23 protein-coding genes are annotated in these 21165 nt (G+C 71.0%); 14 read left to right on the forward strand and 9 right to left on the reverse strand.

Annotated elements, in window-relative coordinates:
- Positions 1-12: 12 nt before the first annotated feature.
- Genes ITJ69_RS02135 through purS form a run of 4 tightly spaced genes read right to left on the reverse strand, consistent with a single transcriptional unit; the run spans position 13 to position 4319 of the window.
- Positions 13-933, reverse strand: coding sequence for a 2-hydroxyacid dehydrogenase (locus ITJ69_RS02135; protein WP_194671846.1), 921 nt, complete (start codon positions 931-933; stop codon positions 13-15).
- Between the two features lie 16 nt (positions 934-949).
- Positions 950-3331, reverse strand: a complete 2382-nt coding sequence (purL, locus tag ITJ69_RS02140) for a phosphoribosylformylglycinamidine synthase subunit PurL (protein WP_243648845.1) — start codon at positions 3329-3331, stop codon at positions 950-952.
- A 35-nt stretch (positions 3332-3366) separates the two neighbouring features.
- Positions 3367-4062, reverse strand: coding sequence for a phosphoribosylformylglycinamidine synthase subunit PurQ (gene purQ, locus ITJ69_RS02145; protein ID WP_111085606.1), 696 nt, complete (start codon positions 4060-4062; stop codon positions 3367-3369).
- A gap of 5 nt (positions 4063-4067) precedes the next feature.
- Positions 4068-4319 (reverse strand): phosphoribosylformylglycinamidine synthase subunit PurS, encoded by a 252-nt coding sequence (purS, locus tag ITJ69_RS02150; RefSeq protein WP_017886272.1) that lies wholly within the window; start codon positions 4317-4319, stop codon positions 4068-4070.
- Between the two features lie 188 nt (positions 4320-4507).
- Between purS and ITJ69_RS02155 the strand changes: the two genes are divergently transcribed.
- Both ITJ69_RS02155 and ITJ69_RS02160 read left to right on the forward strand, forming a co-directional pair.
- Complete coding sequence (locus ITJ69_RS02155; RefSeq protein ID WP_194671847.1) at positions 4508-5122, forward strand: PadR family transcriptional regulator; 615 nt, start codon at positions 4508-4510, stop codon at positions 5120-5122.
- Positions 5119-6657, forward strand: a complete 1539-nt coding sequence (locus ITJ69_RS02160) for a DHA2 family efflux MFS transporter permease subunit (protein WP_131921275.1) — start codon at positions 5119-5121, stop codon at positions 6655-6657. The genes ITJ69_RS02155 and ITJ69_RS02160 overlap by 4 nt, the downstream gene beginning before the upstream one ends.
- A 106-nt stretch (positions 6658-6763) precedes the next feature.
- On the opposite strand, the gene ITJ69_RS02165 is transcribed toward ITJ69_RS02160, so the two are convergent.
- Positions 6764-7582, reverse strand: coding sequence for a cytochrome c oxidase assembly protein (locus ITJ69_RS02165; protein WP_194671936.1), 819 nt, complete (start codon positions 7580-7582; stop codon positions 6764-6766).
- Between the two features lie 148 nt (positions 7583-7730).
- Positions 7731-9044, reverse strand: a complete 1314-nt coding sequence (locus ITJ69_RS02170; protein WP_194671848.1) for an acyltransferase family protein — start codon at positions 9042-9044, stop codon at positions 7731-7733.
- Positions 9045-9213: 169 nt separating this feature from the next.
- Here ITJ69_RS02170 and ITJ69_RS02175 point away from each other — a divergent pair, with 169 nt between their 5' ends.
- A complete protein-coding gene (locus tag ITJ69_RS02175; RefSeq protein WP_194671849.1) occupies positions 9214-9771 on the forward strand; it encodes a Fur family transcriptional regulator in 558 nt (185 codons plus the stop codon).
- A gap of 50 nt (positions 9772-9821) precedes the next feature.
- Complete coding sequence (locus ITJ69_RS02180; RefSeq protein ID WP_194671850.1) at positions 9822-11351, forward strand: catalase; 1530 nt, start codon at positions 9822-9824, stop codon at positions 11349-11351.
- 99 nt (positions 11352-11450) lie between these two features.
- Here the strand turns inward: ITJ69_RS02180 and ITJ69_RS02185 are convergent, their stop codons facing one another.
- Positions 11451-12017 carry a GNAT family N-acetyltransferase gene (locus ITJ69_RS02185; protein WP_194671851.1) on the reverse strand — a complete coding sequence of 189 codons (567 nt, stop codon included), beginning with the start codon at positions 12015-12017 and terminating at the stop codon, positions 11451-11453.
- Positions 12018-12121: 104 nt separating this feature from the next.
- On the opposite strand from ITJ69_RS02185, the gene ITJ69_RS02190 reads away from it, so the two are divergent.
- From ITJ69_RS02190 to ITJ69_RS02220, 7 genes are all read left to right on the forward strand, one after another.
- A complete protein-coding gene (locus ITJ69_RS02190; RefSeq protein WP_159573595.1) occupies positions 12122-12406 on the forward strand; it encodes a hypothetical protein in 285 nt (94 codons plus the stop codon).
- Between the two features lie 40 nt (positions 12407-12446).
- The gene (locus ITJ69_RS02195; protein ID WP_159573596.1) at positions 12447-13016 is read left to right on the forward strand and encodes a hypothetical protein; all 570 of its coding nucleotides are present in this window, start codon (positions 12447-12449) and stop codon (positions 13014-13016) included.
- Positions 12956-13645 (forward strand): hypothetical protein, encoded by a 690-nt coding sequence (locus ITJ69_RS02200; protein ID WP_228504495.1) that lies wholly within the window; start codon positions 12956-12958, stop codon positions 13643-13645. Before ITJ69_RS02195 ends, ITJ69_RS02200 begins: the two co-directional genes overlap by 61 nt.
- Positions 13645-14688 (forward strand): peptidoglycan-binding domain-containing protein, encoded by a 1044-nt coding sequence (locus tag ITJ69_RS02205; protein ID WP_159573598.1) that lies wholly within the window; start codon positions 13645-13647, stop codon positions 14686-14688. Before ITJ69_RS02200 ends, ITJ69_RS02205 begins: the two co-directional genes overlap by 1 nt.
- Positions 14679-15281 (forward strand): ABC transporter ATP-binding protein, encoded by a 603-nt coding sequence (locus tag ITJ69_RS02210; protein WP_131880723.1) that lies wholly within the window; start codon positions 14679-14681, stop codon positions 15279-15281. Before ITJ69_RS02205 ends, ITJ69_RS02210 begins: the two co-directional genes overlap by 10 nt.
- On the forward strand, positions 15278-16369 hold the full coding sequence (locus tag ITJ69_RS02215; protein WP_194671853.1) for a hypothetical protein: 1092 nt from the start codon (positions 15278-15280) through the stop codon (positions 16367-16369). Before ITJ69_RS02210 ends, ITJ69_RS02215 begins: the two co-directional genes overlap by 4 nt.
- Positions 16370-16608: 239 nt before the next feature.
- Positions 16609-17493, forward strand: a complete 885-nt coding sequence (locus tag ITJ69_RS02220; protein ID WP_228504497.1) for a VOC family protein — start codon at positions 16609-16611, stop codon at positions 17491-17493.
- A 112-nt stretch (positions 17494-17605) separates the two neighbouring features.
- Here ITJ69_RS02220 and ITJ69_RS02225 read toward each other — a convergent pair whose 3' ends face one another.
- Positions 17606-18391, reverse strand: a complete 786-nt coding sequence (locus ITJ69_RS02225) for an SDR family oxidoreductase (protein WP_131921266.1) — start codon at positions 18389-18391, stop codon at positions 17606-17608.
- Between the two features lie 127 nt (positions 18392-18518).
- Between ITJ69_RS02225 and ITJ69_RS02230 the strand changes: the two genes are divergently transcribed.
- The 3 genes from ITJ69_RS02230 to ITJ69_RS02240 all read left to right on the forward strand — a co-directional run bounded on the left by ITJ69_RS02230 (position 18519) and on the right by ITJ69_RS02240 (position 20713).
- Positions 18519-19085 (forward strand): hypothetical protein, encoded by a 567-nt coding sequence (locus ITJ69_RS02230; RefSeq protein ID WP_194671854.1) that lies wholly within the window; start codon positions 18519-18521, stop codon positions 19083-19085.
- On the forward strand, positions 19082-19702 hold the full coding sequence (gene lepB / locus ITJ69_RS02235; RefSeq protein WP_194671855.1) for a signal peptidase I: 621 nt from the start codon (positions 19082-19084) through the stop codon (positions 19700-19702). Before ITJ69_RS02230 ends, lepB begins: the two co-directional genes overlap by 4 nt.
- A gap of 147 nt (positions 19703-19849) precedes the next feature.
- Positions 19850-20713 (forward strand): helix-turn-helix transcriptional regulator, encoded by an 864-nt coding sequence (locus tag ITJ69_RS02240; protein ID WP_194671856.1) that lies wholly within the window; start codon positions 19850-19852, stop codon positions 20711-20713.
- 12 nt (positions 20714-20725) lie between these two features.
- Here ITJ69_RS02240 and ITJ69_RS02245 read toward each other — a convergent pair whose 3' ends face one another.
- A complete protein-coding gene (locus ITJ69_RS02245) occupies positions 20726-21046 on the reverse strand; it encodes a hypothetical protein (protein ID WP_194671857.1) in 321 nt (106 codons plus the stop codon).
- Positions 21047-21165 lie beyond the last annotated feature (119 nt).

Here is a 21165-nt window from a genome sequence, read left to right on the forward strand (position 1 = left end):
GCCGACAGGTCGCTAGCGCTCGATCAGGTTCTCGAACGGGCGACCCTCGGCCAGCGCGGCGACCTGCCGACGCATCAGCTCGATCGACCGCGGGACGCTCAGGTCGGTGTTGCCCCCGACGTGCGGCGTGAGGACCGTGTTCGGCGTCGTCCACAGCGGGTGGCCGTCGGGCAGGGGCTCGGGGTCGGTGACGTCGAGTGCCGCGAACAGTCGCTCGGACTGCAGCTCCGCCACCAGTGCATCGGTGTCGACGACCTTGCCGCGGGCGACGTTCACCACCAGGGCGCCGTCGGGCAGCGCGGCCAGCAGCTCGGCGTCGACCAGCCGTTCGGTCTCGTCCGTCAGCGGCGCGATGAGCACGAGGACGTCCGTCGTCGCTGCCAGCTCGGGCAGCTCGCCGAACGCGTGCACGTGGCGACCGTCCTGGTCGCGAGCCGTACGGGCCACCACGGTGACCTCGGTGCGGAACGCCTCGAACCGGGTGGCGATCGCCGACCCGATCGCGCCGTAGCCGACGACCGTGACCCGGCGGTCGGCCAGGGAACGGGTCTTCCGGGCGTCCCAGACACCGTTGGCGCGATCGGCCTGGAACGCCCCGAGCTCGCGCAGCGAGGTCAGCGCCAGGCCGACGGCGAGCTCGGCGGTCTCGTCGTCGTGGATCCCCCGACCGTTCGCCAGCTGGGCGTGCCCGGGCACGTGCGGCACCGCGTGCTCGTAGCCGGCGCTCGGCAGCTGCAGGAGCTCGAGCGCCGGCAGGTCGTGCACGAACTGCCAGCGGTGCCGTCCACCGAAGTAGAACGGCAGGAACGTGATGGCGACGTCGTCCGGGCGACCGTACGGCGCCTCGACGTCCCACACGTCCAGCTCGATGCCGTCCGGCACGGGGCCGAACCGGTCGACGAGCTCCGCGAAGGGCAGGGTGACGATGGGCACGCGGTGTCCGCCGGGCCTAGGAGTCCGTGCGCGGCGAGAACGCACCGTCGGAGTCGAGCGGCCCACGGCCGACGTACCCCTCGGTGACGTCCTCGACGATCACGTCGCCGAAGCGGGCCGGCAGCGTCGCGTTGTGCGTGCCGCGGAGCTCGTCGAGCGTCGCCGTGAACGCACCCTGGACCTCGAGCGCGTTCGACGTGGCGTCGGTCACGCCGATGCGCAGGACCGGGAAGCCCCGACCGGCGCACAGGCCCTGGAAGCGGACGTCGTCCTCGCGCCGGACGGTCACGATGACGCGACCGGTCGACTCGGAGAACAGCGCGGTCGCCGTGTCGACGCCGTCGCGGGACTCGAGCTCGTCGAGGACCACGCGGGCGCCGAGGCCGAAGCGGAGCACCGACTCGGCGAGCGACTGGCCGAGGCCACCGTCCGCCAGGTCGTGCGCACTCGTCAGCAGCTGCTCGCCGCTCGCTGCGAAGAGCAGCTCGGCGAGCTCCTTCTCGCGACCGAGGTCCACCGCCGGCGGACGACCGCCGAGGTGTCCGTGCACCGTGCCGGCCCAGGCCGACCCGTCGAGCTCGAGGCTCGTGGTGCCGAGCAGGTAGATGTTGTGGCCGTCGTCCTGCCAGCCCGACGGGACGCGCTTGGCGACGTCGTCGATGACACCGAGCACACCGACGACCGGGGTCGGGTGGATCGGGGTCGAGCCGGTCTGGTTGTAGAACGACACGTTGCCGCCGGTGACCGGGATGCCGAGCTCCATGCAGCCGTCGGCCAGTCCCTCGACCGCCTCGGAGAACTGCCACATGACCTCGGGGTTCTCGGGGGAGCCGAAGTTCAGGCAGTCGGTGACCGCAGCGGGGACGGCACCGGTCACGGCGACGTTCCGGTACGCCTCGGCCAGGGCCAGACGAGCACCCTGCTTCGGGTCGAGCTGGCAGTAGCGGCCGTTGGCGTCGGTGGCGATCGCGACGCCGAGACCCGTTTCCTCGTCGACGCGGATCATGCCGCCGTCGTCGGGGAAGGACAGGGCCGTGTTGCCGAGCACGTAGGTGTCGTACTGGTTCGTGACCCAGTTCTTCGACGCCAGGTTCGGCGAACCGAGCAGGCTGAGGAATTGCGCCTTGAGCGCGGGGCCGTCGGCCGGACGGTCGAGCGACGCCGCGCTGTCGGCCTGCAGTGCGTCGATCCAGGTTGGGTAGGCGACCGGGCGGTCGTAGACCGGGCCGTCGACGGCGACGGTGCGCGGGTCGACGTTCACGATCTCCTGGCCCTGCCAGTCGATGACGAGACGGCCGGTGCCGGTGACCTCGCCGAGAACGCTGGTCTCGACCTCCCACTTGCCGACCACGGCGAGGAACTCGTCGAGCTTGTCGGGGCGGACGACCGCCATCATGCGCTCCTGGCTCTCCGACATCAGGATCTCTTCGGCCGTGAGCGTGGGGTCGCGCAGCAGGACGTCGTCGAGCGAGATGTGCATGCCGCCGTCGCCGTTGCTCGCGAGCTCGGACGTGGCGCAGGAGATACCCGCGGCGCCGAGGTCCTGGATGCCCTCGACCAGTTCCTTCTGGAACAGCTCGAGGCAGCACTCGATCAGGACCTTCTCGGCGAAGGGGTCACCGACCTGGACGGCGGGACGCTTGGTCGGGCCGCCCTCGGTGAAGGTGTCGGACGCCAGGATCGATGCGCCGCCGATGCCGTCGCCACCGGTGCGGGCACCGAACAGCACGACCTTGTTGCCGGCTCCGGACGCGTTCGCCAGGTGCAGGTCCTCGTGCCGCAGGACGCCGACCGCGAGGGCGTTGACGAGCGGGTTGCCCTGGTACACCGGGTCGAAGTAGGTCTCGCCGCCGATGTTCGGCAGGCCGAGGCAGTTGCCGTAGAACGAGATGCCACCGACGACGCCGTGCACGACGCGTGCGGTGTCCTCGTGGTCGATCGCGCCGAAGCGGAGCTGGTCCATCACGGCGACCGGGCGGGCACCCATCGAGATGATGTCGCGGACGATGCCGCCGACGCCGGTCGCGGCGCCCTGGTACGGCTCGACGTAGGACGGGTGGTTGTGCGACTCGACCTTGAAGGTCACCGCCCAGCCGTTGCCGACGTCGACGACACCGGCGTTCTCGCCCATGCCGACCATCAGGTTCTTCGTCATCTCCGGCGTGACCTTCTTGCCGAACTGACGGAGGTAGTTCTTCGAGGACTTGTAGGAGCAGTGCTCGGACCACATGACGGAGTACATCGCCAGCTCACCCGAGGTGGGGCGGCGGCCGAGGATCTCCTTGATGCGGGCGTACTCGTCCGGCTTCAGGCCGAGCGCGTCGTACGGCTGGTCCTTGTCGGGAGTCGCCGCGGCATCCTGCACGGTGTCGGGCTTCGGGCGCACGTAAGTCGTCACGGTGTTGTCGTTCCCTGTCACTGGAGTCGCGGCCGTCACTTGACGAGCGTCGACTCGATCACGGAGGTGAAGAAGGTGAGGCCGTCCGTGCCGGAGGCCATGGCAGCGGCGGTGTCCGGGCCGAAGCCGGGCTCGGTCGCGTGCTCGGGGTGCGGCATCAGGCCCACGACGTTGCCGCGCTCGTTCGAGACGCCCGCGATGTCGTCGATCGACCCGTTCGGGTTCACGCCAACGTAGCGGAACACGACCTGGCCGTTGTCCTCGATGCGCTTGATCTCGTCGGCGTCGGCGACGAACCGGCCGTCGGCGTTCTTGAGCGGGATCGTGATCTCCTGCTGCGCGGTGAACCCGGAGGTCCAGGCGGTGGAGGTCGTCTCGACGCGGAGCTTCTGGTCGCGGCGGATGAACTGCTGGTGCGCGTTGCGGGTGTGGGCCCCGGGGACCAGACGGGCCTCGGCCAGCATCTGGAAACCGTTGCAGATGCCGAGCACGGGCATGCCCTTGCCGGCGGCGTCGATGACCTCGGCCATGATCGGCGCCTTCGCGGCGATCGCACCGGCGCGCAGGTAGTCGCCGTACGAGAACCCGCCGGGCAGCACGATGGCGTCGACGCCCTGCAGGTCGTGGTCGCCGTGCCAGAGGGCGACGGGGTCGGCACCGGCGAGACGGACCGCGCGCTGGGCGTCACGGTCGTCGAGGGAGCCGGGGAAGGTGATGACGCCGATGCGCATCCGGGTCACTGACCTTCGACGGTCACGGAGACGACGTCCTCGATGACCGCGTTCGAGAAGACGTCGGCGGCGATGTCGCGGACCTCGGCCAGCTTGGCGTCGTCGACGGGGCCGTCGACGGTCACCTCGAAGCGCTTGCCGATGCGGACGTTGGTCAGGTCGGCCTTGCCCAGACGGGCGAGGGCGTTGCCCACCGCCTTGCCCTGGGGGTCGAGGATCTCAGCCTTGGGCATGACCTCGACGACGATCGTTGGCACGTGTTCTCTCCAGCGCTTCAGGGGTGGGGGACGCGACCAGTCTACGGGGCGCGCGCGACACGCCGGGACGGATCCGGGCCTCCTGTGGAGAACGTGCTGTGCGTTTGCTCACCTGTGTTCGACTCCGTATATTCGAAGTCGAATAGTCCAGTCGGAAGACTGCGACATCGATCCGTCAGGAGGCCCGCATGGCGTCGCTCACGCCCCTCGCGTTCGCCGCGCTCGACCTGCTGAACGAGGCACCGATGCACCCGTACGAGATGTTCCAGACGATGGTCCACCGGCAGGAGGAGCGGAACGTCAAGGTCCGCCCGGGCACCCTGTACCACCAGGTCGGCCGCCTCGCCGAGCTCGGGTTCGCCGAGGTCGTGGGCACCGACCGCGACGGCAACCGGCCGGAACGCACCACTTACACGATCACCGACGCCGGCCGCGCAGCACTCGCGGACGGCCTCCGCCGCATGGTGGCGGAGCCCGCGGACGAGTACCCGGAGTTCCACCTGGCCCTCTCCGTGCTCGAGAACCTGCCGCACGCCGAGGCGGTCGATGCCGTCCGGGCCCGGATCGTCGCACTCGAACAGGAGCGCGACGACTACGACCAGGCACTCGAGCGCGTGCAGGCCAAGCAGCTGACCGAGCGGTACTGGCTCGACGTGTCGTACGTCCATGCGATGCTCGCCGCGCAGATCGAGTGGCTCAGCACCACCGTCGACCGCATCGCCAGCGGCGACCTCCCCTGGGACGGCCCGGCCGTCCCCACAGACACTGACTTCCCCACGAACAGCAAGGACACCACTCGATGACCACCGTCACGCCTCCGCGGACGACCGAGAAGAAGCCGTGGCCCGCCCTCTGGGCGCTCGTCGTCGGCTTCTTCATGATCCTCGTCGACTCGACCATCGTGTCGGTCGCCACCCCCACCATCGCCCAGAAGCTCGACGCGGACATCAACTCCGTGATCTGGGTGACGAGCGCGTACCTGCTCGCCTACGCCGTGCCGCTGCTCATCACCGGCCGCCTCGGTGACCGCTTCGGCCCGAAGGTCATGTACCAGATCGGCCTCGTCGTCTTCACGCTCGCCAGCCTCTGGTGCGGTCTGGCCGGCTCGATCGAGATGCTCATCGTGGCCCGCGTCGTGCAGGGCCTCGGCGCCGCGATGATGAGCCCGCAGACGATGTCCGTCATCACGCGCATCTTCCCGCCGCAGAACCGCGGTGCCGCGATGGGGCTCTGGGGTGCCGTCGCCGGTGTCGCCTCGCTCGTCGGCCCGATCGTCGGCGGCCTGCTCGTCGACGGCTTCGGCTGGGAGTGGATCTTCTTCGTGAACGTCCCCGTCGGTGTCGTGGCGTTCGTGCTCGCGCAGCGCTTCGTGCCGTCGTTCGACCGCCACGGGCACCGCTTCGACTACCTCGGCATCTTCCTGTCGGCGGCCGGTCTGTTCCTGCTCGTCTTCGGCATCCAGGAAGGCGAGACCTACGACTGGGGCGTCATCGCCGGACCGATCTCGGTGTGGTCGCTCATCATCGTCGGGCTCGTGGTGCTCGCCGGGTTCGTCGTCTGGCAGGGCGTGCAGAAGGGCGAGCCGCTGCTGCCCCTCGGCCTGTTCAAGGACCGCAACTTCACCCTGGCCAACGTCGCCATCACGGCCGTCGGTGTCGCGATCGCCTCGTTCGCGCTGCCGATCATGCTCTGGGCGCAGGACGTCCTGCGGTTCTCGCCGACCCAGGCGGCACTGCTCCTCGTGCCGCAGGCCGTGCTGTCCGCCGGCCTCGCACCGCTCGTCGGCAAGAACCTCAACCGGTGGAACCCGCGCTGGGTCGCCGCGTTCGGTCTCGCGTGCTTCTCGGCCGGGCTGTTCTGGTTCGGTGCCCTGCTGTCGTCGAGTGCCGACTGGGGATGGGTGCTCCTGCCGAGCGCGCTTCTCGGCATCGCCAACGCCTGCATGTGGGGTCCGCTGTCGGTCTCGGCGACGCGCAACCTGCCGCCGAAGCTGGCCGGTGCCGGCTCGGGCGTCTACAACACCACGCGCCAGATCGGTGCCGTGCTCGGTTCGGCCGGCATCGCGGCGCTGATGGAGGCCCGGATCACCGCGAACTTCCCGGCCTCGACCGGTGGGACCTCCGCCGGTGGTGCCGAGCAGCAGGTCGGCGGACTGCCCGGGTTCCTGCTCGAGCCGTTCTCGCGGGCCATGGGTGAGTCCCTGTTCCTGCCGGCGATCGTGCTCATCGCGGCGATCGTGGCGGCGCTGTTCCTGGCGAAGCCGAAGCAGACCGTCGCCTGGCAGCAGACCGGCGGCGTGACCGCCCAGCCCGAGGCCGCCGGAGCCCCGTCGAAGTAGGAACGCGCACAGTTCGTGAGCAGAAATGGTCGGGTCGCCTGCGGGCACCCGACCATTTCTGCTCACCATGTGAAACCCGCCGCCCGCCGCCGCCCCGCCCGCGCGCTCAACCCCGGCGCTGCAGGTGCTCCCGCGTCAGCTCGTCGATCTGCTCGTCGGTCAGGGCGTCGACGGCGTGGGCCTCGCGGCGATCGGTCCGCTGCCACCGGATGAACAGCGAGATGAGCACGGGGATGTCCGCCACCTCGGCGATGAACCACAGCAGGTCGCCCGCCAGGTGCTGATCGCGCAGCGGCGACGGGAACCACGGCTGCCCCACGGCCCGCACCACCGACCCGTCGAGCACGTGGTTCGTGATCCGGAGCACGATGCCCGGCACCGCGTCGATCATCAGCTCCACGAAGGCGAGCAGGAACTCCGCGGTCACGAACGTCGACGATCGCAGCACACCGGGCTCGGACAGCGGAGCGAGCAACCCGAACCCGAGCATCGGAACCGTCACCGTGATCACGACGGCCCAGACGGACGATTCGCGCAGGGTCGCCGAGAACGGTGTCAGCAACAGGACGAACAGGACGAGGGCGACGAGCGGCGCGACGATCGCGTTGCCGAGCAGGCGCACTGGACGCGACCGCATGGCGGCGTCGGCGGCGTGCGCGAGGCGATCCGGGCCTCCTGTCCGGAGCAACGAGACGGGCGCACCGAGCGCGGCGAAGGTGGGGACCGCGAAGAAGAGCAGGGCGGACCGCAGCACGAACGCCCACCGCAGCTGCTGGTCGTACTCGCCGACGATGCCGAACTGCAGGATCCCGAACAGCACCAGTGCGGCGACGAAGGCGAGGGTGCGCCACCAAGGCCAGCGCGCGCCGCGACGTGCGGCGCCGACGATCCACCAGCCGTAGGCGACCGCGGCGACGGCGATCATCACCGCGGACAGGGGATCGAACCGCCAGGTGCTCCAGAACTCGGGTGTCGACGGCGTCGGGTGCCTCCAGGGGATCGGCCTCGTGCCATCCTCTGCCCGGCGTGTGTGCCGGCGCAGACCCGAGTGGCCCCGATCGGTGAGAACCGGTTCAGATCCGGGTGACGCCCCTGGCCGGCGTGGTCCGCGAGAGCAACCACACCCCGATCGGCACCGCGACGGCGCCGATGACCGCGACCCCGAACGACAGGTGCAGCTGCATCACCAGGAACGCCGGACCGATCGTGCAGAGCGCAGCGACAGCGACGACCGGCCAGGACGGGCGGTCGGCCGAGGGCAGCAGCCGGGGGAGCGGGCGGTCGAACCAACGGAGCGCGCGAGCAACCCCGAGTGCGACGGCGAGTACCGCGACCAGCGCGATCAGCCGGGACGCCCACCACCCACCCGAGCCCGGCGACGGGAACGGCACCCCGACCAGCAGGGCGACCCCGTTCAGCGCGATGAACAGCGGCAGGTGCCACAGGTAGATGGTCATGCCGTCGCGGCCGAGGACGAACACGGCTCCGAGTGCGGCCCTGGTGCGCATCAGGCGACTGAGCGGGGCGTGCACGAGCTGGACCAGGCAGGCCTGCGCGATCGCGAGGAACGCCAGCGGGAGCATCGGCGGGTTGAGGTCCTGCAGCATGTCCGGTGCCCACAAGCCGATCGAGGTCATCGGGACGAGCAGGGCGTAGGCGACGACCGCCACCGCGAGCAGGAGCGCCTTCGACCGCCGTGCGAACCACCCGTCGGCCCAGAGGAACCCGAGCTGCTGCGCGAAGAGCCACACCGGCCCGAGGTTGAGCAGTCCGACCTCGGCGACCCCGGTGGCCAGGCGGATCGCGTCGACCGCTCCGGCGAGCAGCAGCAGGACGCCGAGGGCGGCCCATGGTGCCCGCTCGTGCAGGTGCATCATCAGCGGCACGCAGCACTGCGTGATGCCGTACGCGGCGAGGAACCAGAGCGGTGAGCCGATGCCGAACGCGACCTCGGCGAGGAGGTCCGGCGGGGTGCCGACGGCCGTGGCCACACCGAGCCCGAGCGCGAGGAACACGAACAGCGGGACCGCTGGCCGGAACAGGCGCACGAGGCGGGTGGCCAGGTAGTCGCGAGCAGGGCTCGGCGCACCGCGGGCGACGGTGCTGCGCCAGCCGACTGCGCTCGCGAAGCCGCCGACCACGAAGAAGAGGGGCATCACCTGCCCGACCCAGGTGGCGGCGACGTACCACGGGAGTTCCTGCAGGGGGCTCGTCACCCGGACCCCCTGGTCGTCGGCGGCGACGCCGACCATCGTGACGTGCACGATGACGACGAGGACGACGCAGGCCGTCCGGATGAGGTCGACGACCAGGTCCCGCTTCGCGATGATCCCCCGGACGTCCGGTGCGCTGTTCGCCTGTTCAGACAGGCCGTGGCTCGTGGACATGTCGGGACGTTAGCGTGCAGACCGATCGTTCCAGGGTCCCTCCAGGTGATCGCCGCCAGATCGTGACACGTCGCATACCGGTCGCGGAATGTGTTCCGACGGGTACGCGCCACGACGGCTCGTGTACAGTGGCCGTGTTGTCTTGATTCCTGCAAAAGAAAGGCTCAGCATGGACGCCGACGCCGATCTGCTCCGCACCTCGGGCCTCCGGGTCACGACGCCGCGACTTGCGGTGCTGCGGGCCACCGAATCGATGCCGCACGCCACCGCCGACGACATCGTCACGGCGCTCACGGCGGAACTCCCGACGACCAGCCACCAGGCCGTGTACGGCGTGCTCGCTGCGCTGACCGGCGTCGGCCTCGTCCGACGCATCGAGCCGGCCGGCAGCCCCGCTCGGTACGAGCGACGCACCGGGGACAACCACCACCACATCGTCTGCACCCTGTGCGGCGCGATCGAGGACGTCGACTGTGCCGTCGGGCACTCACCCTGCCTGACCCCGTCGGACGCGCACGGCTTCGCCGTCACCACCGCCGAGGTCACCTACTGGGGCATCTGCGAGCGCTGCGCCGCGGCCGAGCGCGACGACGTGGGCGATGACGCAGCCGGCGACGCAGGCACACCCAGCGCAAGCGCAGGCGACGCAGGCGCAAGCGCAAGCGCAGACGAGCCCGGCGCAGCCGTGCCCGACGCAGCCGCGCCCGACGCCCCGCGCGTCCACTGAACCACCCGAGCACCCCTGACCGAACCAACCGTTCCACCCAAGGAGGAACCGTGTCCGACCAGAACACGACGCCCGGCCAGCCGGCCGGCACCCCCACCACGACCACCAACTCCGGCGCTCCCGTCTCGAGCGACGAGCACTCGATGGGCGTCGGGGCCGACGGCCCCCTCGCGCTGCACGACCACTACCTGGTCGAGAAGCTCGCCCAGTTCAACCGCGAGCGCGTGCCGGAGCGCGTCGTCCACGCGAAGGGCGGCGGTGCCTTCGGTACCTTCACCGTCACGCAGGACGTCAGCAAGTACACCCGCGCCGCGTTCCTGCAGCCGGGCCAGCAGACCGAGATGCTCACGCGCTTCTCGTCCGTCGCCGGTGAGCAGGGTTCGCCCGACACGTGGCGCGACCCCCGTGGGTTCGCGCTGAAGTTCTACACGTCCGAGGGCAACTACGACCTCGTCGGCAACAACACCCCCGTCTTCTTCATCCGCGACGGCATCAAGTTCCCCGACTTCATCCGCTCGCAGAAGCGCCTGCCCGGCTCGCACCTGCGCGACCACGACATGCAGTGGGACTTCTGGACCCTGTCGCCCGAGTCGGCGCACCAGGTCACGTGGCTGATGGGCGACCGCGGCCTGCCCGCGTCGTGGCGCGAGATGGACGGCTTCGGCTCGCACACCTACCAGTGGATCAACGCCGAGGGCGAGCGCTTCTGGGTGAAGTACCACTTCATCACCGAGCAAGGCCACAAGGCCCTGACGCAGGAGGATGCCGACCGCATCGCCGGTGAAGACGCGGACTTCCACATCCGCGACCTGCACGCCGCGATCGAGCGTCAGGACTTCCCGCGCTGGACCCTCAAGGTGCAGGTCATGCCCTACGAGGACGCCGCGACCTACCGCTTCAACCCGTTCGACCTGACGAAGGTGTGGCCGCACGCGGACTACCCGCTCATCGAGGTCGGCACGATGGAGCTCAACCGCAACCCGGAGAACTACTTCGCCGAGATCGAGCAGGCGACCTTCGCCCCCTCGAACTTCGTTCCCGGCATCGCTGCCAGCCCGGACAAGATGCTCCTCGCGCGCATCTTCAGCTACGCGGACGCCCACCGCTACCGCGTCGGCACCAACCACGCGCAGCTGCCGGTCAACGCCCCGAAGAACGAGGTGCACTCGTACTCGAAGGACGGCGCGATGCGCTTCGACTTCCAGAAGTCCGAGGTGCCCGTGTACGCGCCGAACTCGCTCGGTGGCGCACACGCCGACCCGACCGCGACCGACGACGTGCCCGGCTGGGAGTCCGACGGCGCGCTGCAGCGTTCCGCCGCGACCCTGCACCCGGAGGACGACGACTTCGGTCAGGCCGGCACGCTCGTCCGAGAGGTCCTCGACGACGCCGCCCGTGAGCGCCTGGTCGGCAACATCGCCGGTCACGTCTCGAAGGTGACGCGCGACGACCTGCGCGAGCGCGTGTTCGCGTACTGGACGAACGTCGACGCCGACCTCGGTGCGCGCGTGCGCGCCGCGGTCGTGCCGAGCGCGCCGGGTTCGAACGAGGACCCGGGGACGGTTGCGGTCGAGGCGTAGTCCGGTGGACGCGGGGGCGTGAGCCCCGGTCCACCACCTGACGGACGGGAGGCACGGTGCCAGCTGGCACCGGGCCTCCCGTCCGTCTGTCGTTGCGTTCTAGACCTCTTGCCCGTTCAGCCAGATCGGGCCGGCCGGCCAGTCCTCCAGGGCTGCGGCCACCGGCCGCACCATCCAGCCGCCCTGCTCGGTGTTCGTGATACCGGCGCCCTCGGCGGTGAACGCCGAGAAGGTGCCGACGACCTCGGGGAACTCGTGCCAGCCGAGCTTCGCGTAGAAGGGGATGCGGTTCTCGCCCGCGCCGAGGAAGCCGTACGGCACCGCGAGCCCGTCGAGCACGGCGTGCGTGCGCTCCATGAGTTCCCGGCCCTTGCCCGATCCCTGGAGCCGTGGCGACACGGCGACGAGGCCGGTGTCACCGACCAGGACGTCGCGCCCGCCGACCGTGATGAACATGCGGCGGATCCCGACGTGCGCCAGGACGACGCCGTCCCGGTCGCGGGCCAGGACCCGGCGTTCGGGCTGCATGCCGGACCAGCTGCGGCCGCCCACGTACCAGTGGGACCAGTCCGGGAACGCCTGCGCGAGCAGTGCTGCGATCGCTTCGTGGTCCGGGAGTGAGAGGGAGCTCTCCTCGACCACCTCCCACCGGATGTCATCAGTCACGCATCCATCCTGCACGGATGTGGTGGGTGTCGTTGCGTTCTCGTACTGACCGGTAATACGTTAACGGTGACATCGGGCTGATGTCGCGATGAAAGGGGAGATCGATGTCGATCAAGAACGTCGTGCTGGGTGCGGTCGTGCTGGGGAGTGTCGTGGGCGGCGGGATCGCGGTCGACACCGTGACGGCGCCGGAGGCGAGTGCTGCGACGTGCTGGCGGAAGGTGACGCAGAGCATGGGCTTCAACGAGTCGGGGTGTGGTCGCGCTCAGCACTTCAACCGGCTGAAGAGCGGGACGATGAAGTGGGGGAACGTGGTCGGTGGCAACAAGTGGTCCTACGAGGCTGCCTGCTGGACCAACATCGCCCAGTACGGCATGGTCCGGGCCTGACGCGGTGGTTCGGAACCGTGCTCGGGGAGCATTGGTCGTCGTGGTGATCGCCGCCACGGGGCTCGCTGGCTGCGCCTCCGCAGATGCTGCGCCCCGGGTCGTCGATCCGTCAGGCTTCTCCGCGGCCGGGCCGTGGGCAGATGAGTTCGCGGAATCAGCCTCCGATACCAGCCCCTACCAGCGACAGATCCTCTCGGACGGAACGATCTCGGCGCGGGAGGTCGCAGATGCCCAGTCCCGCATGAGCGCATGCATGCGGGATCTCGGCTACGACTACACGACAGCAGAGGACGGCACGTCCGAAGCGTCGCCGCTCCCGGGGCGGAAGGCTGAAGACGCAACGGCCATCAACGATTCGAAGTCGAAGTGCGCGAAGGACTTCGACAGCGACGTGACGTACCTGTTCAACGAAGTCCGGCGGAACCCGGAGAAGCAGGACGAGGCAACGATCACCGTCGCGTGCCTCCGTGCCGCGAGACTCGTCGACGACACGTACACCGAACGTGAATGGCGCACCCAGAACGACGACGGGAACTTCTCCTTCTCGCCGTGGGACCCCGCAGCCGTACAGTGTCGACTGGACCCCCTCGGGCTCTGGCGGCAGCAATGACCGGGGTCTTCGCTGTGCCATCCGTCGTGACGGCGGGACTCGCCCTCCTCGTCGGCTCTGCCCTTGCGCTGTCTGGCTGCTCGGCGGGTGACGCGGACACGCCAAGGCCCTCCGAGCGGGCTCCTGCGTCGCTCGAGGCGGCGGGACCGTGGGCGGATGCGTTCCTCGAGGCGCTCGACGCGGACGTGTCCGACTCGGAGGCGAGGGTCTTGGCTGACGGTCGGGTCACGACCCAGGAGCTCGAGGACGCTCACGCGAAGGTCGACACGTGCCTCCGCGATTCCGAGCTCACGATCTCCTACTTCGCGGACGGCGGGTTCGAAGTGGGAAGCACGGTGGGCAAGTCGCCGAGCAACGACATCGGGAGGACCAACAAGATCCTCGAAGCGTGCGAGTCGAAGTTCGACCAGAGCATCACGTTCCTGTTCGAGGAGACGCGCAGGAACCCCGGCAAGCTGGACGACGCGAAGATCACCGTTCCGTGTCTGCGGAAGGCCGGCCTCGTCGGACCTGACTACACCGAGGAACAGTGGCGGAAGGACCAGGACGCCGACCTCTTCCCCTTCGACTCGATGGGCGAGCAGGCGAAGCAGTGCGCCCTTGATCCGCTCGGGCTCTGGCGGCAGTGATGCGCTTCCCGTCTGCCGCGCTCCTGGCGCTCGGGGCGATGGTGGTCGCGGCGGCGACGGCCGCCGCCATCGTGGTCGCTGTGCCGGCCGAGGTCCCGGCTGCACTCCGGACGGCGGCCCCCACGAGCACCGTCCGGGTGACCGAGCGCACCGATGCCGATGAACGACAGGTGCAGCTCGCACTCGCCACCGGTGCCCCACGGGCGGTCGTGACGTCGCGGACCGGCACGGTGACGACGTCGACGTGCTCGACCGGGGCGCCCGTGCGGAGCGGGGACGTCCTCGCGCGGGTCGACGGGCGGCCGGTGATCGCGCTCGCCAGTGACGAGCCGCTGTGGCGCGACCTCGAGCTCGGCGACCGCGGGGCCGACGTCACGGGGCTGCAGCGGGAACTCACGCGCCTCGGTGCCGGACTGAGCATCGACGGCGTCCTCGGGCCGGGCACGCTCCGAGCTGCGCACCAGCTCCTGGTCGACCGAGGTGTCGACCGCGACGACCTGCCCGACGACGTCGTGCCGCGGGACCCGTTCGCATGGGTGCCAGCCGCCGAGAACGCCGTCCTGGCGTGCGTGGCCGTCGTCGGGGCAGCGGTCGGCGCCGACGGTGTCCTCGTCGAACTCCCGGCCGAACTCCGCGGTGCGCGCATCGAGGCGCTCCCGGTCGATCCGGCGCCGGGGGAGCGCGTGCTGCGGATCGGGAACGCCGACATCCCGATCGACGCCGCCGGGGTGGTCTCGCCGCCGACGGACCTCGCTGCGATCACCGCCCTGCCGGAGTACGCGGCGACGGTCGCTTCGGCGGACGGCGCACCGACGGTGGCCGCGACGTGGACGCTCAGTCGCCCGCGGACCGTCCAAGTGGTGCCGCCGACGGCCCTCTGGGACCTCGAGGGCGACCGGGCGTGCGTGCAACCGACGACGGGGCGGCCGCTCCGGGTCCAGGTCCTCGGGTCGGAACTCGGGCAGTCGTTCGTCCGGGTGCCCGGCGGACGAACGCTCGACCGGATCCGTGCCGCGCCGGACCGGTCCAGCTCGTGTCGGTGACGCTCGAGGGCGTCGGACATGTCTGGCCGAACGGCACCGTGCTGTTCGACCGCGTCGACCGCGCCTTCGCCGAGGGGAGCGTGACCGCGGTCGTCGGGCCGAGTGGCTCCGGCAAGTCCACGCTGCTCGCGATCCTCGCCGGGATGCTCCGTCCGACGCGCGGTGCCGCCGTCCGTCCGCCGGGCTGTCGGCCGCTCTGGGTCTTCCAGAACCCGTACGGGGTGGCCCGCCGCCGCGTGCTCGACCACGTCGCGCTGCCGTTCGTCGCCCAGGGCGCGGATCGTCGGACCGCGGACGTCCGGGCACTCGAGGTCCTCGAGCGCTTCGGGCTCGGTTCGCGGGCGCACGCGCGGTTCGCCGAACTGTCCGGTGGCGAGGCGCAACGCCTGATGCTCGCGCGCGCGATCGCGAGTGCGCCGGGTCTGATGCTGGTCGACGAGCCGACGGCGCAACTCGACCGAGCGACCGCGATCGAGGTGAACCGTGGGATCGGTGCGCTCGCCGCGTCGGGGACGGTCGTCGTCGTCGCCACGCACGACGACGCGACCCGTGACGCCTGCGACGGAGTGCTCGACCTCGGGCGGTACCGATGAGCCCCCGCCGGATGCAGGTGACCGAGGTCTGGCGGGAGGCGTGGCGCGACATCGCCTCCGGAGCTTCGTGGGCAGCCGTGACCGCTGTCGTCCTCGCGGTGCTGCTCAGCGGTGTCGTGGGCCTGCGCGCAGGTGCGGTCGCCGATGACGTCCGAGCGGCTGCGGTGTTCGTCGCGAGCGGTGCGGCGACGACCGTCCAGCGCGCCGAGGGCCGGATCGACGGCCGCGTGTGCGATGCCCTCGCGGATGCCGAAGGGGTCATCGCATCCGGCGCATTCCGGCGCCTCGACGCCGGGGTCGTCCCCGCCGCGCTACCGGGCTCGGCGATCCCGACCTACGAGGTGAGCGCCGGGGTGCGTGGCCTGCTCGGTGGCTCGGCTGCCGACGGGGCCGCGGGAGTGATCATCTCGCCCACGGTGCACGAGACCCTGGGGCTTGCTGCCGGCGATCGCCTCGTGACGGTGGGCGGCGCGGGCACCGGAGTCGCCGGTGTGTACGACCACCCCGACGACGGCCGGGACCCCGACCTGGAGTACGCGGTCCTCGCGCCGACGGTGGACGACGGGTCGCCGTTCGACGCCTGCTGGGCGACGGTGTGGCCGCAGCGCGACGACACGGTCTCGATGCTCCGGCGCACCGTCCTGCCGGCGAGCGGGGCCGAGGGCGAAGACCGACCGACCGCCGGGCAGCTCAACCCGACGCTGGGCGCGGTCTTCACCCCCGCGGCGCGGCAGCCAGTGCTCGTCCCGTTCGGTGCAGCGGTCCTCGTGGGGCTGACGATCGGCGCGGCAGCGGTCGCACGGCGCCGGCTCGCCCTGGCCTCCGACCGGCACGTCGGGGTACCGCGGAGCGCGCAGGTCCTCGGAATCGTCCTGCAGCACCTGGTTTGGGGATCGGTCGGGGCCCTGGTCGCGACGAGCGTCGCGGTGGTGTCGGTGCGTGGCCTCGACGTCGACGACGCGCTGCCGATCGTGCGCGAGGCGATCGCGATCGTGTCCCTCGGGCTCGTGGGCGCGCTGCTCGGCGGTGCGCTCGCCGCGGCCGCGATCCGCGAGCGCGCGCTGCACCGCTACTTCCGCTCCCGCTGACCGCGGCCGGCGGGGCGGACGCGCACCGGGCCTCCCGTCGCTTGCCCGCCCCCGTTCGCTGCGCGCCCCGTCCGCTGCGCGCCCCGTTCGCCAAAGCGACAGATTGCCGCGAACTGTTCGCGGAGATCTGTCGCTTTGGCGGGTACGTCGCACCGGGATGGCGTGGATCTGTCGCTCTGGCGCGGGCGACCGACGCCCATTTGGTTGACGCGTCAACCAAATGGGCGCACACTGGTGCCATGCACACGCAGGACCTCCTCGCCGCCGACACCGGGATGGGTGCCGTCACCCTCCGCGTCGCGAACCTCGACCGGATGATCGGTTACTACCGCGACGGCGTCCAGCTCTCGCTGCTCTCGAACGAGGGCGGCGTCGCCGTGCTGGGGCGACCGGGCGCCGGTGGCCTGGCGGTCCCGATCGTGATCCTCGAGCACGCGCCGTCGATGCAGCACGCCGGCCCGCACGACGCCGGCCTGTTCCACACCGCGATCCTGTTCGACACGAGGGCCGACCTGGCCGCCGCGCTGTACTCGGTGGCGACGAAGTTCCCGCAGACCTTCACCGGCAGCGCCGACCACCTGGTGAGCAACGCGTTCTACTTCACCGATCCCGAGGGCAACGGCGTCGAGCTGTACTGGGACCGCGACCGCACGGAGTGGTCGTGGACGCACGGCATGGTCGACATGGACACGAAGTACGTCGACCCGAACGCGTTCCTGCAGGAGCACCTGACGGCCGACGCGATGGAGTCCGCGCCGAACGCGCCGGGTCGGGTCGGCCACGTGCACCTGTCGGTCGGCGACGTCGCCAGCGCGAAGGACTTCTACGTCGACAAGCTCGGCTTCGCGACGACGGCCGGGTGGGGCGAGGCCCTGTTCGTCAGCGCCGGCGGCTACCACCACCACATGGCGATGAACACCTGGAACTCCCGCGGCGCTGGGCGCCGCCAGCTCGCGCTCGGGCTGGGGCTCGTGCGGATCGAGGTGCCCGGGTCGGACGACCTCGGTGCCCTCGTCGCACGCATGCACGACACCGGGGTGCAGACCGCCGACGACGGCCGGACGGTCGCGTTCGAGGACCCGTGGGCGAACCGCATCGAGGTGACCGCGCCCGGTCGCGGCTGACGCTGTCCGCCGCGGGGCGGCCGAGACTCGGGCTGCGCGACACTTCTCGCGCCCGCAGCCACGAGAAGTGTCGCCGACCCCGAGACTCGGCGCCGGCTGCCGACCGCGCGGGTCACGCGCGGTTCGAGATCCCGCCGTCCGACGTCAGCAGCTGCCCGTTCACCCAGCGCCCCTGCTCCGAGCAGAGGAACCCGACGAGTGCAGCGGTGTCCGACGGTCGTCCGAGTCGGCCGAGCGGCGTGCCCTCGACCGCCCAGCGCTTGACGTCGTCGGACATCCACCCGGTGTCGTTCGGGCCGGGGTTCACGACGTTCGCGCTGACGCCGAGGCTGCCGAGCTCCTTCGCGGCACCGAACACAAGGCGGTCGAGCGCCCCCTTCGACGCCCCGTACGGCAGGTTGTACGCGATGTGGTCGCTCGTCAGCGCGACGATCCGCCGGCGGTCCCGCGGTGCGGCGTCGCCAGCGCGTTCGAGTGCGGCCGCGTACGCCTGCACGAGCAGGAACGGCGCGCGGGCGTTGACCGCGAAGTGCCGGTCCCACGACTCGACCGTCGTGGTGCGGACGTCCGAGTCGACCGATTCGCAGTGCGACATCACCAGCGCGGTGACGGGGGCGCCCGCCTCGGTCTCGGCGCGGCCGACCAGGGCGGCCGCCTGGTCCGGGTCCTCCAGGTCGACCGGGAGGCGCGTCACGCGTGCACCCACCGACTCGCACTCCTGCACGACGGATTCGACCCCGTCGGGATCCGCCCCACCGCTCACGCGGTCGTCGTACGGGCCCCACCACGAGATGGCCAGGTCCCAGCCGTCGGTCGCCAGACGGGTGGCGAGCGCCGCGCCGATGCCGGCTCTGCGGCCCACGCCGGTCACCAGGGCGAGTGGTCGTGCGGACGTCATGCGGGCCTCCTGTCCGGTGCGCCGTCGCACCGATCGCCACCCAGTCTGCCGGAACCGGCCACGCGCGTGGCCATCGCACTCGGTGTCCTGTCGGCGAGGACCGGCACGCGAGGGCCAAGATGGACGGATGCCACGCACACGACCACCGCTCGGACGCGGACGCGGACCCCGCGGCGGTCGTCCGGACCCGCGCGACCTGCCGATCGAGCACGTCCGCGACCGGATGTCGTCCTACATCTACGGCAACATCACGGTGCTCGCCGCCGCGATCGCCGTCGACCCGGCCGCCATCCACCACGGGTCGGCGATCTGGGCCGTCCTGGCGACCGCGGTCCTGACCTACCTGGCGCACGTGCTCGCGCACCTGGTGGCGCACGGCCTCGGCGACGACGACTCCCAGACGGACGACGCCCGGCGCGAATCGGTCCTGACGATCATGCGGAACGCGAACCCGATCGCGACGTCCGGGCTCATCCCCGCGGTGCTGTACGCGGTGGCGTGGATCGGGTGGATCCCGACGGGGTGGGCGCAGACGGCCGCCCTGGTCATCCTGGTCGTGCGCATCGGCATGGTCGGCGTCTTCATGCAGCGGTTCAGCGGCAAGCGGCCCACGTTCCTCGGGCTCTGGGGTGGCATCGTGCTGGCCGCCGTGGCGTTCGTGATCGGTCTCGTGAAGGTGGTGTTGACGCATTGAGCGCCACCGAGTCCGAGCCGAAGCCGAAGCGGGCCGGATGGAAGTTCCTCCGCGACCTCGTCGTCATCGTCGTCGTGGCGCTGCTGGCGTCGTTCCTGGTGAAGACCTACCTGGTCCGGTCCTTCTACATCCCGTCCGCGTCGATGGAGAACACGCTGCTCATCGGCGACCGCGTGCTCGTCAACGAACTCGTCCCCGGCGCCGTGCCGCTGCAGCGTGGTGACGTCGTCGTGTTCCAAGACCCGGGCGGCTGGCTCGGCACCGGGCAGGGCGACGACCTGATCAAGCGCGTGATCGGCCTGCCCGGCGACACCGTCTCGTGCTGCGGCACCGGTGGTCGGCTGTCGGTGAACGGCCACCCGGTCGACGAACCCTACGTGGTGCCCGAGATCGGGTCGGACCGGGTCTCCGGCACCGACTTCGACATCACCGTGCCGAAGGGGCGCATCTGGGTGATGGGCGACAACCGGTACAACTCGGCGGACTCCCGCGTGCACGGCACGGTGCCGGTCGACGACGTGGTCGGTCGTGCGTTCATCACCACGTGGCCGGTGTCACGGTGGACGGTGCTCTCGCGGTACGCCGACGAGTGGGACCAGGTGCCGGACCCGTCCTGAGCGGCCCTGAGCTGCCCTGAGCGGCCTTGAGCGGTCCGGGGCGGTCGTTGCCCGCCCCGGTCGTCCGGTGCGGTAGCGTTCCGATTCCCGTGTCGGACCGTCCGCAGCGGGGTGAGCGGAGGCACTGTTCCGATGGACGCTGTGCCCATGGACGCTGTGCCCATGGACTACGTGACCGGGGGTGACGCAGAGCTGTCGATCCGGCGCATCGGGACGCACGGACACCGCTCCGGCACGATCGGCCCCCGACCGGATCACGTGGTCTTCTGGCTCGCCGACGGCCGTGCTCGCCTGACCGCGGACGACGGCTCGAGCTGGGACGTCGGCGCCGAACGCCCGATGATGCTCTCCGCCTCGGTGGCGTACGGCTTCGACACCGACGCCACGGCGATGACCCTGCTGCACCTGTCGCCGGCGTTGCTCGGCGGACGCGACGGCGACGGCGACCGCGACGGCGGCGGCGGCGACCGCGGCGGCGACCGCGGCGGCGGCCCAGCGGCCGAGTTCCGGCAACCGGACGCCGCCGACCCTCGGATCGAACCCCTCCGAGCACTGCTCCGCGACGTCACCGGTCGCGTCCTCGACCCCGCGCTGCCGGCCGACGAGCGGGCCGCCCTGAACCGACGCATCGCGACGGTCGTGCTGTCGACGTTCTCACCGTCGCGGTCCGACGTCGAGCACCGGATGCGTCGTGCGATCCGCTTCGTGCACGACCAGGCCGACCGGCCGCTCTCGGTGGGCGACATCGCGGACTCGTGCGGCCTGAGCGAGCGCGGTGTGCAGGACCTCTTCCGCCGGCGGCTCGCGGTGACACCGATGCAGTACCTGCGCGAGGTCCGGCTCGACCGGGTCCACCTCGAACTCGGCCGATCGCGTTCGGGCGCGCTGCTGGTGAGCGACGTCGCCCGGCGCTGGCAGTTCTCGCACCTCGGGCGTTTCGCCGCCCACTACCGCGCACGCTTCGGCGAGCAGCCGCACGAGACGATCGCACGGGGTCCCGGCGCGGTCTGAACCGACCCGCGCTCAGCAGCCCGTCGTCGTCAGGGTGACCGTCGCGACGGCGCCGTTCGTCACCGTCGTCGTCTGCGGGCACAGCGAGCCCGCGCGGATCGTCACCTTGCCGAGCGGGACGCCCGCGAAGTCCGCGGTGCCACCGGGGAACACCCGCTGGTGCTCGGAGAGTTTGCCCGTCGACGCGAAGACCTTGACCTCGTACGGGTGGTCGGCGGCGTTGTCCGACACGGTGACCGAGACCTGACCGGTCGAGTCGTGGGCACCGCACCCCGCGAGCGTCACCAGGGCCGCCGCGGCGAGGGCGACGGCGGGCAGGACACGGCGGGACACGCGTCCAGGGTAGTCCGGCGCCGGGCCGCGCCGGACCAGGGTCGGCCGCCGAACACTCGGCGCGCCTGCCCCGCGGACTGGGGTGGTGCGTCCTCCGTAGTGGGGACAGGACCTGTCCG

Source organism: Curtobacterium sp. VKM Ac-2887, assembly GCF_015350935.1.
In the GTDB taxonomy this organism is placed as follows: Bacteria; Actinomycetota; Actinomycetes; order Actinomycetales; family Microbacteriaceae; genus Curtobacterium.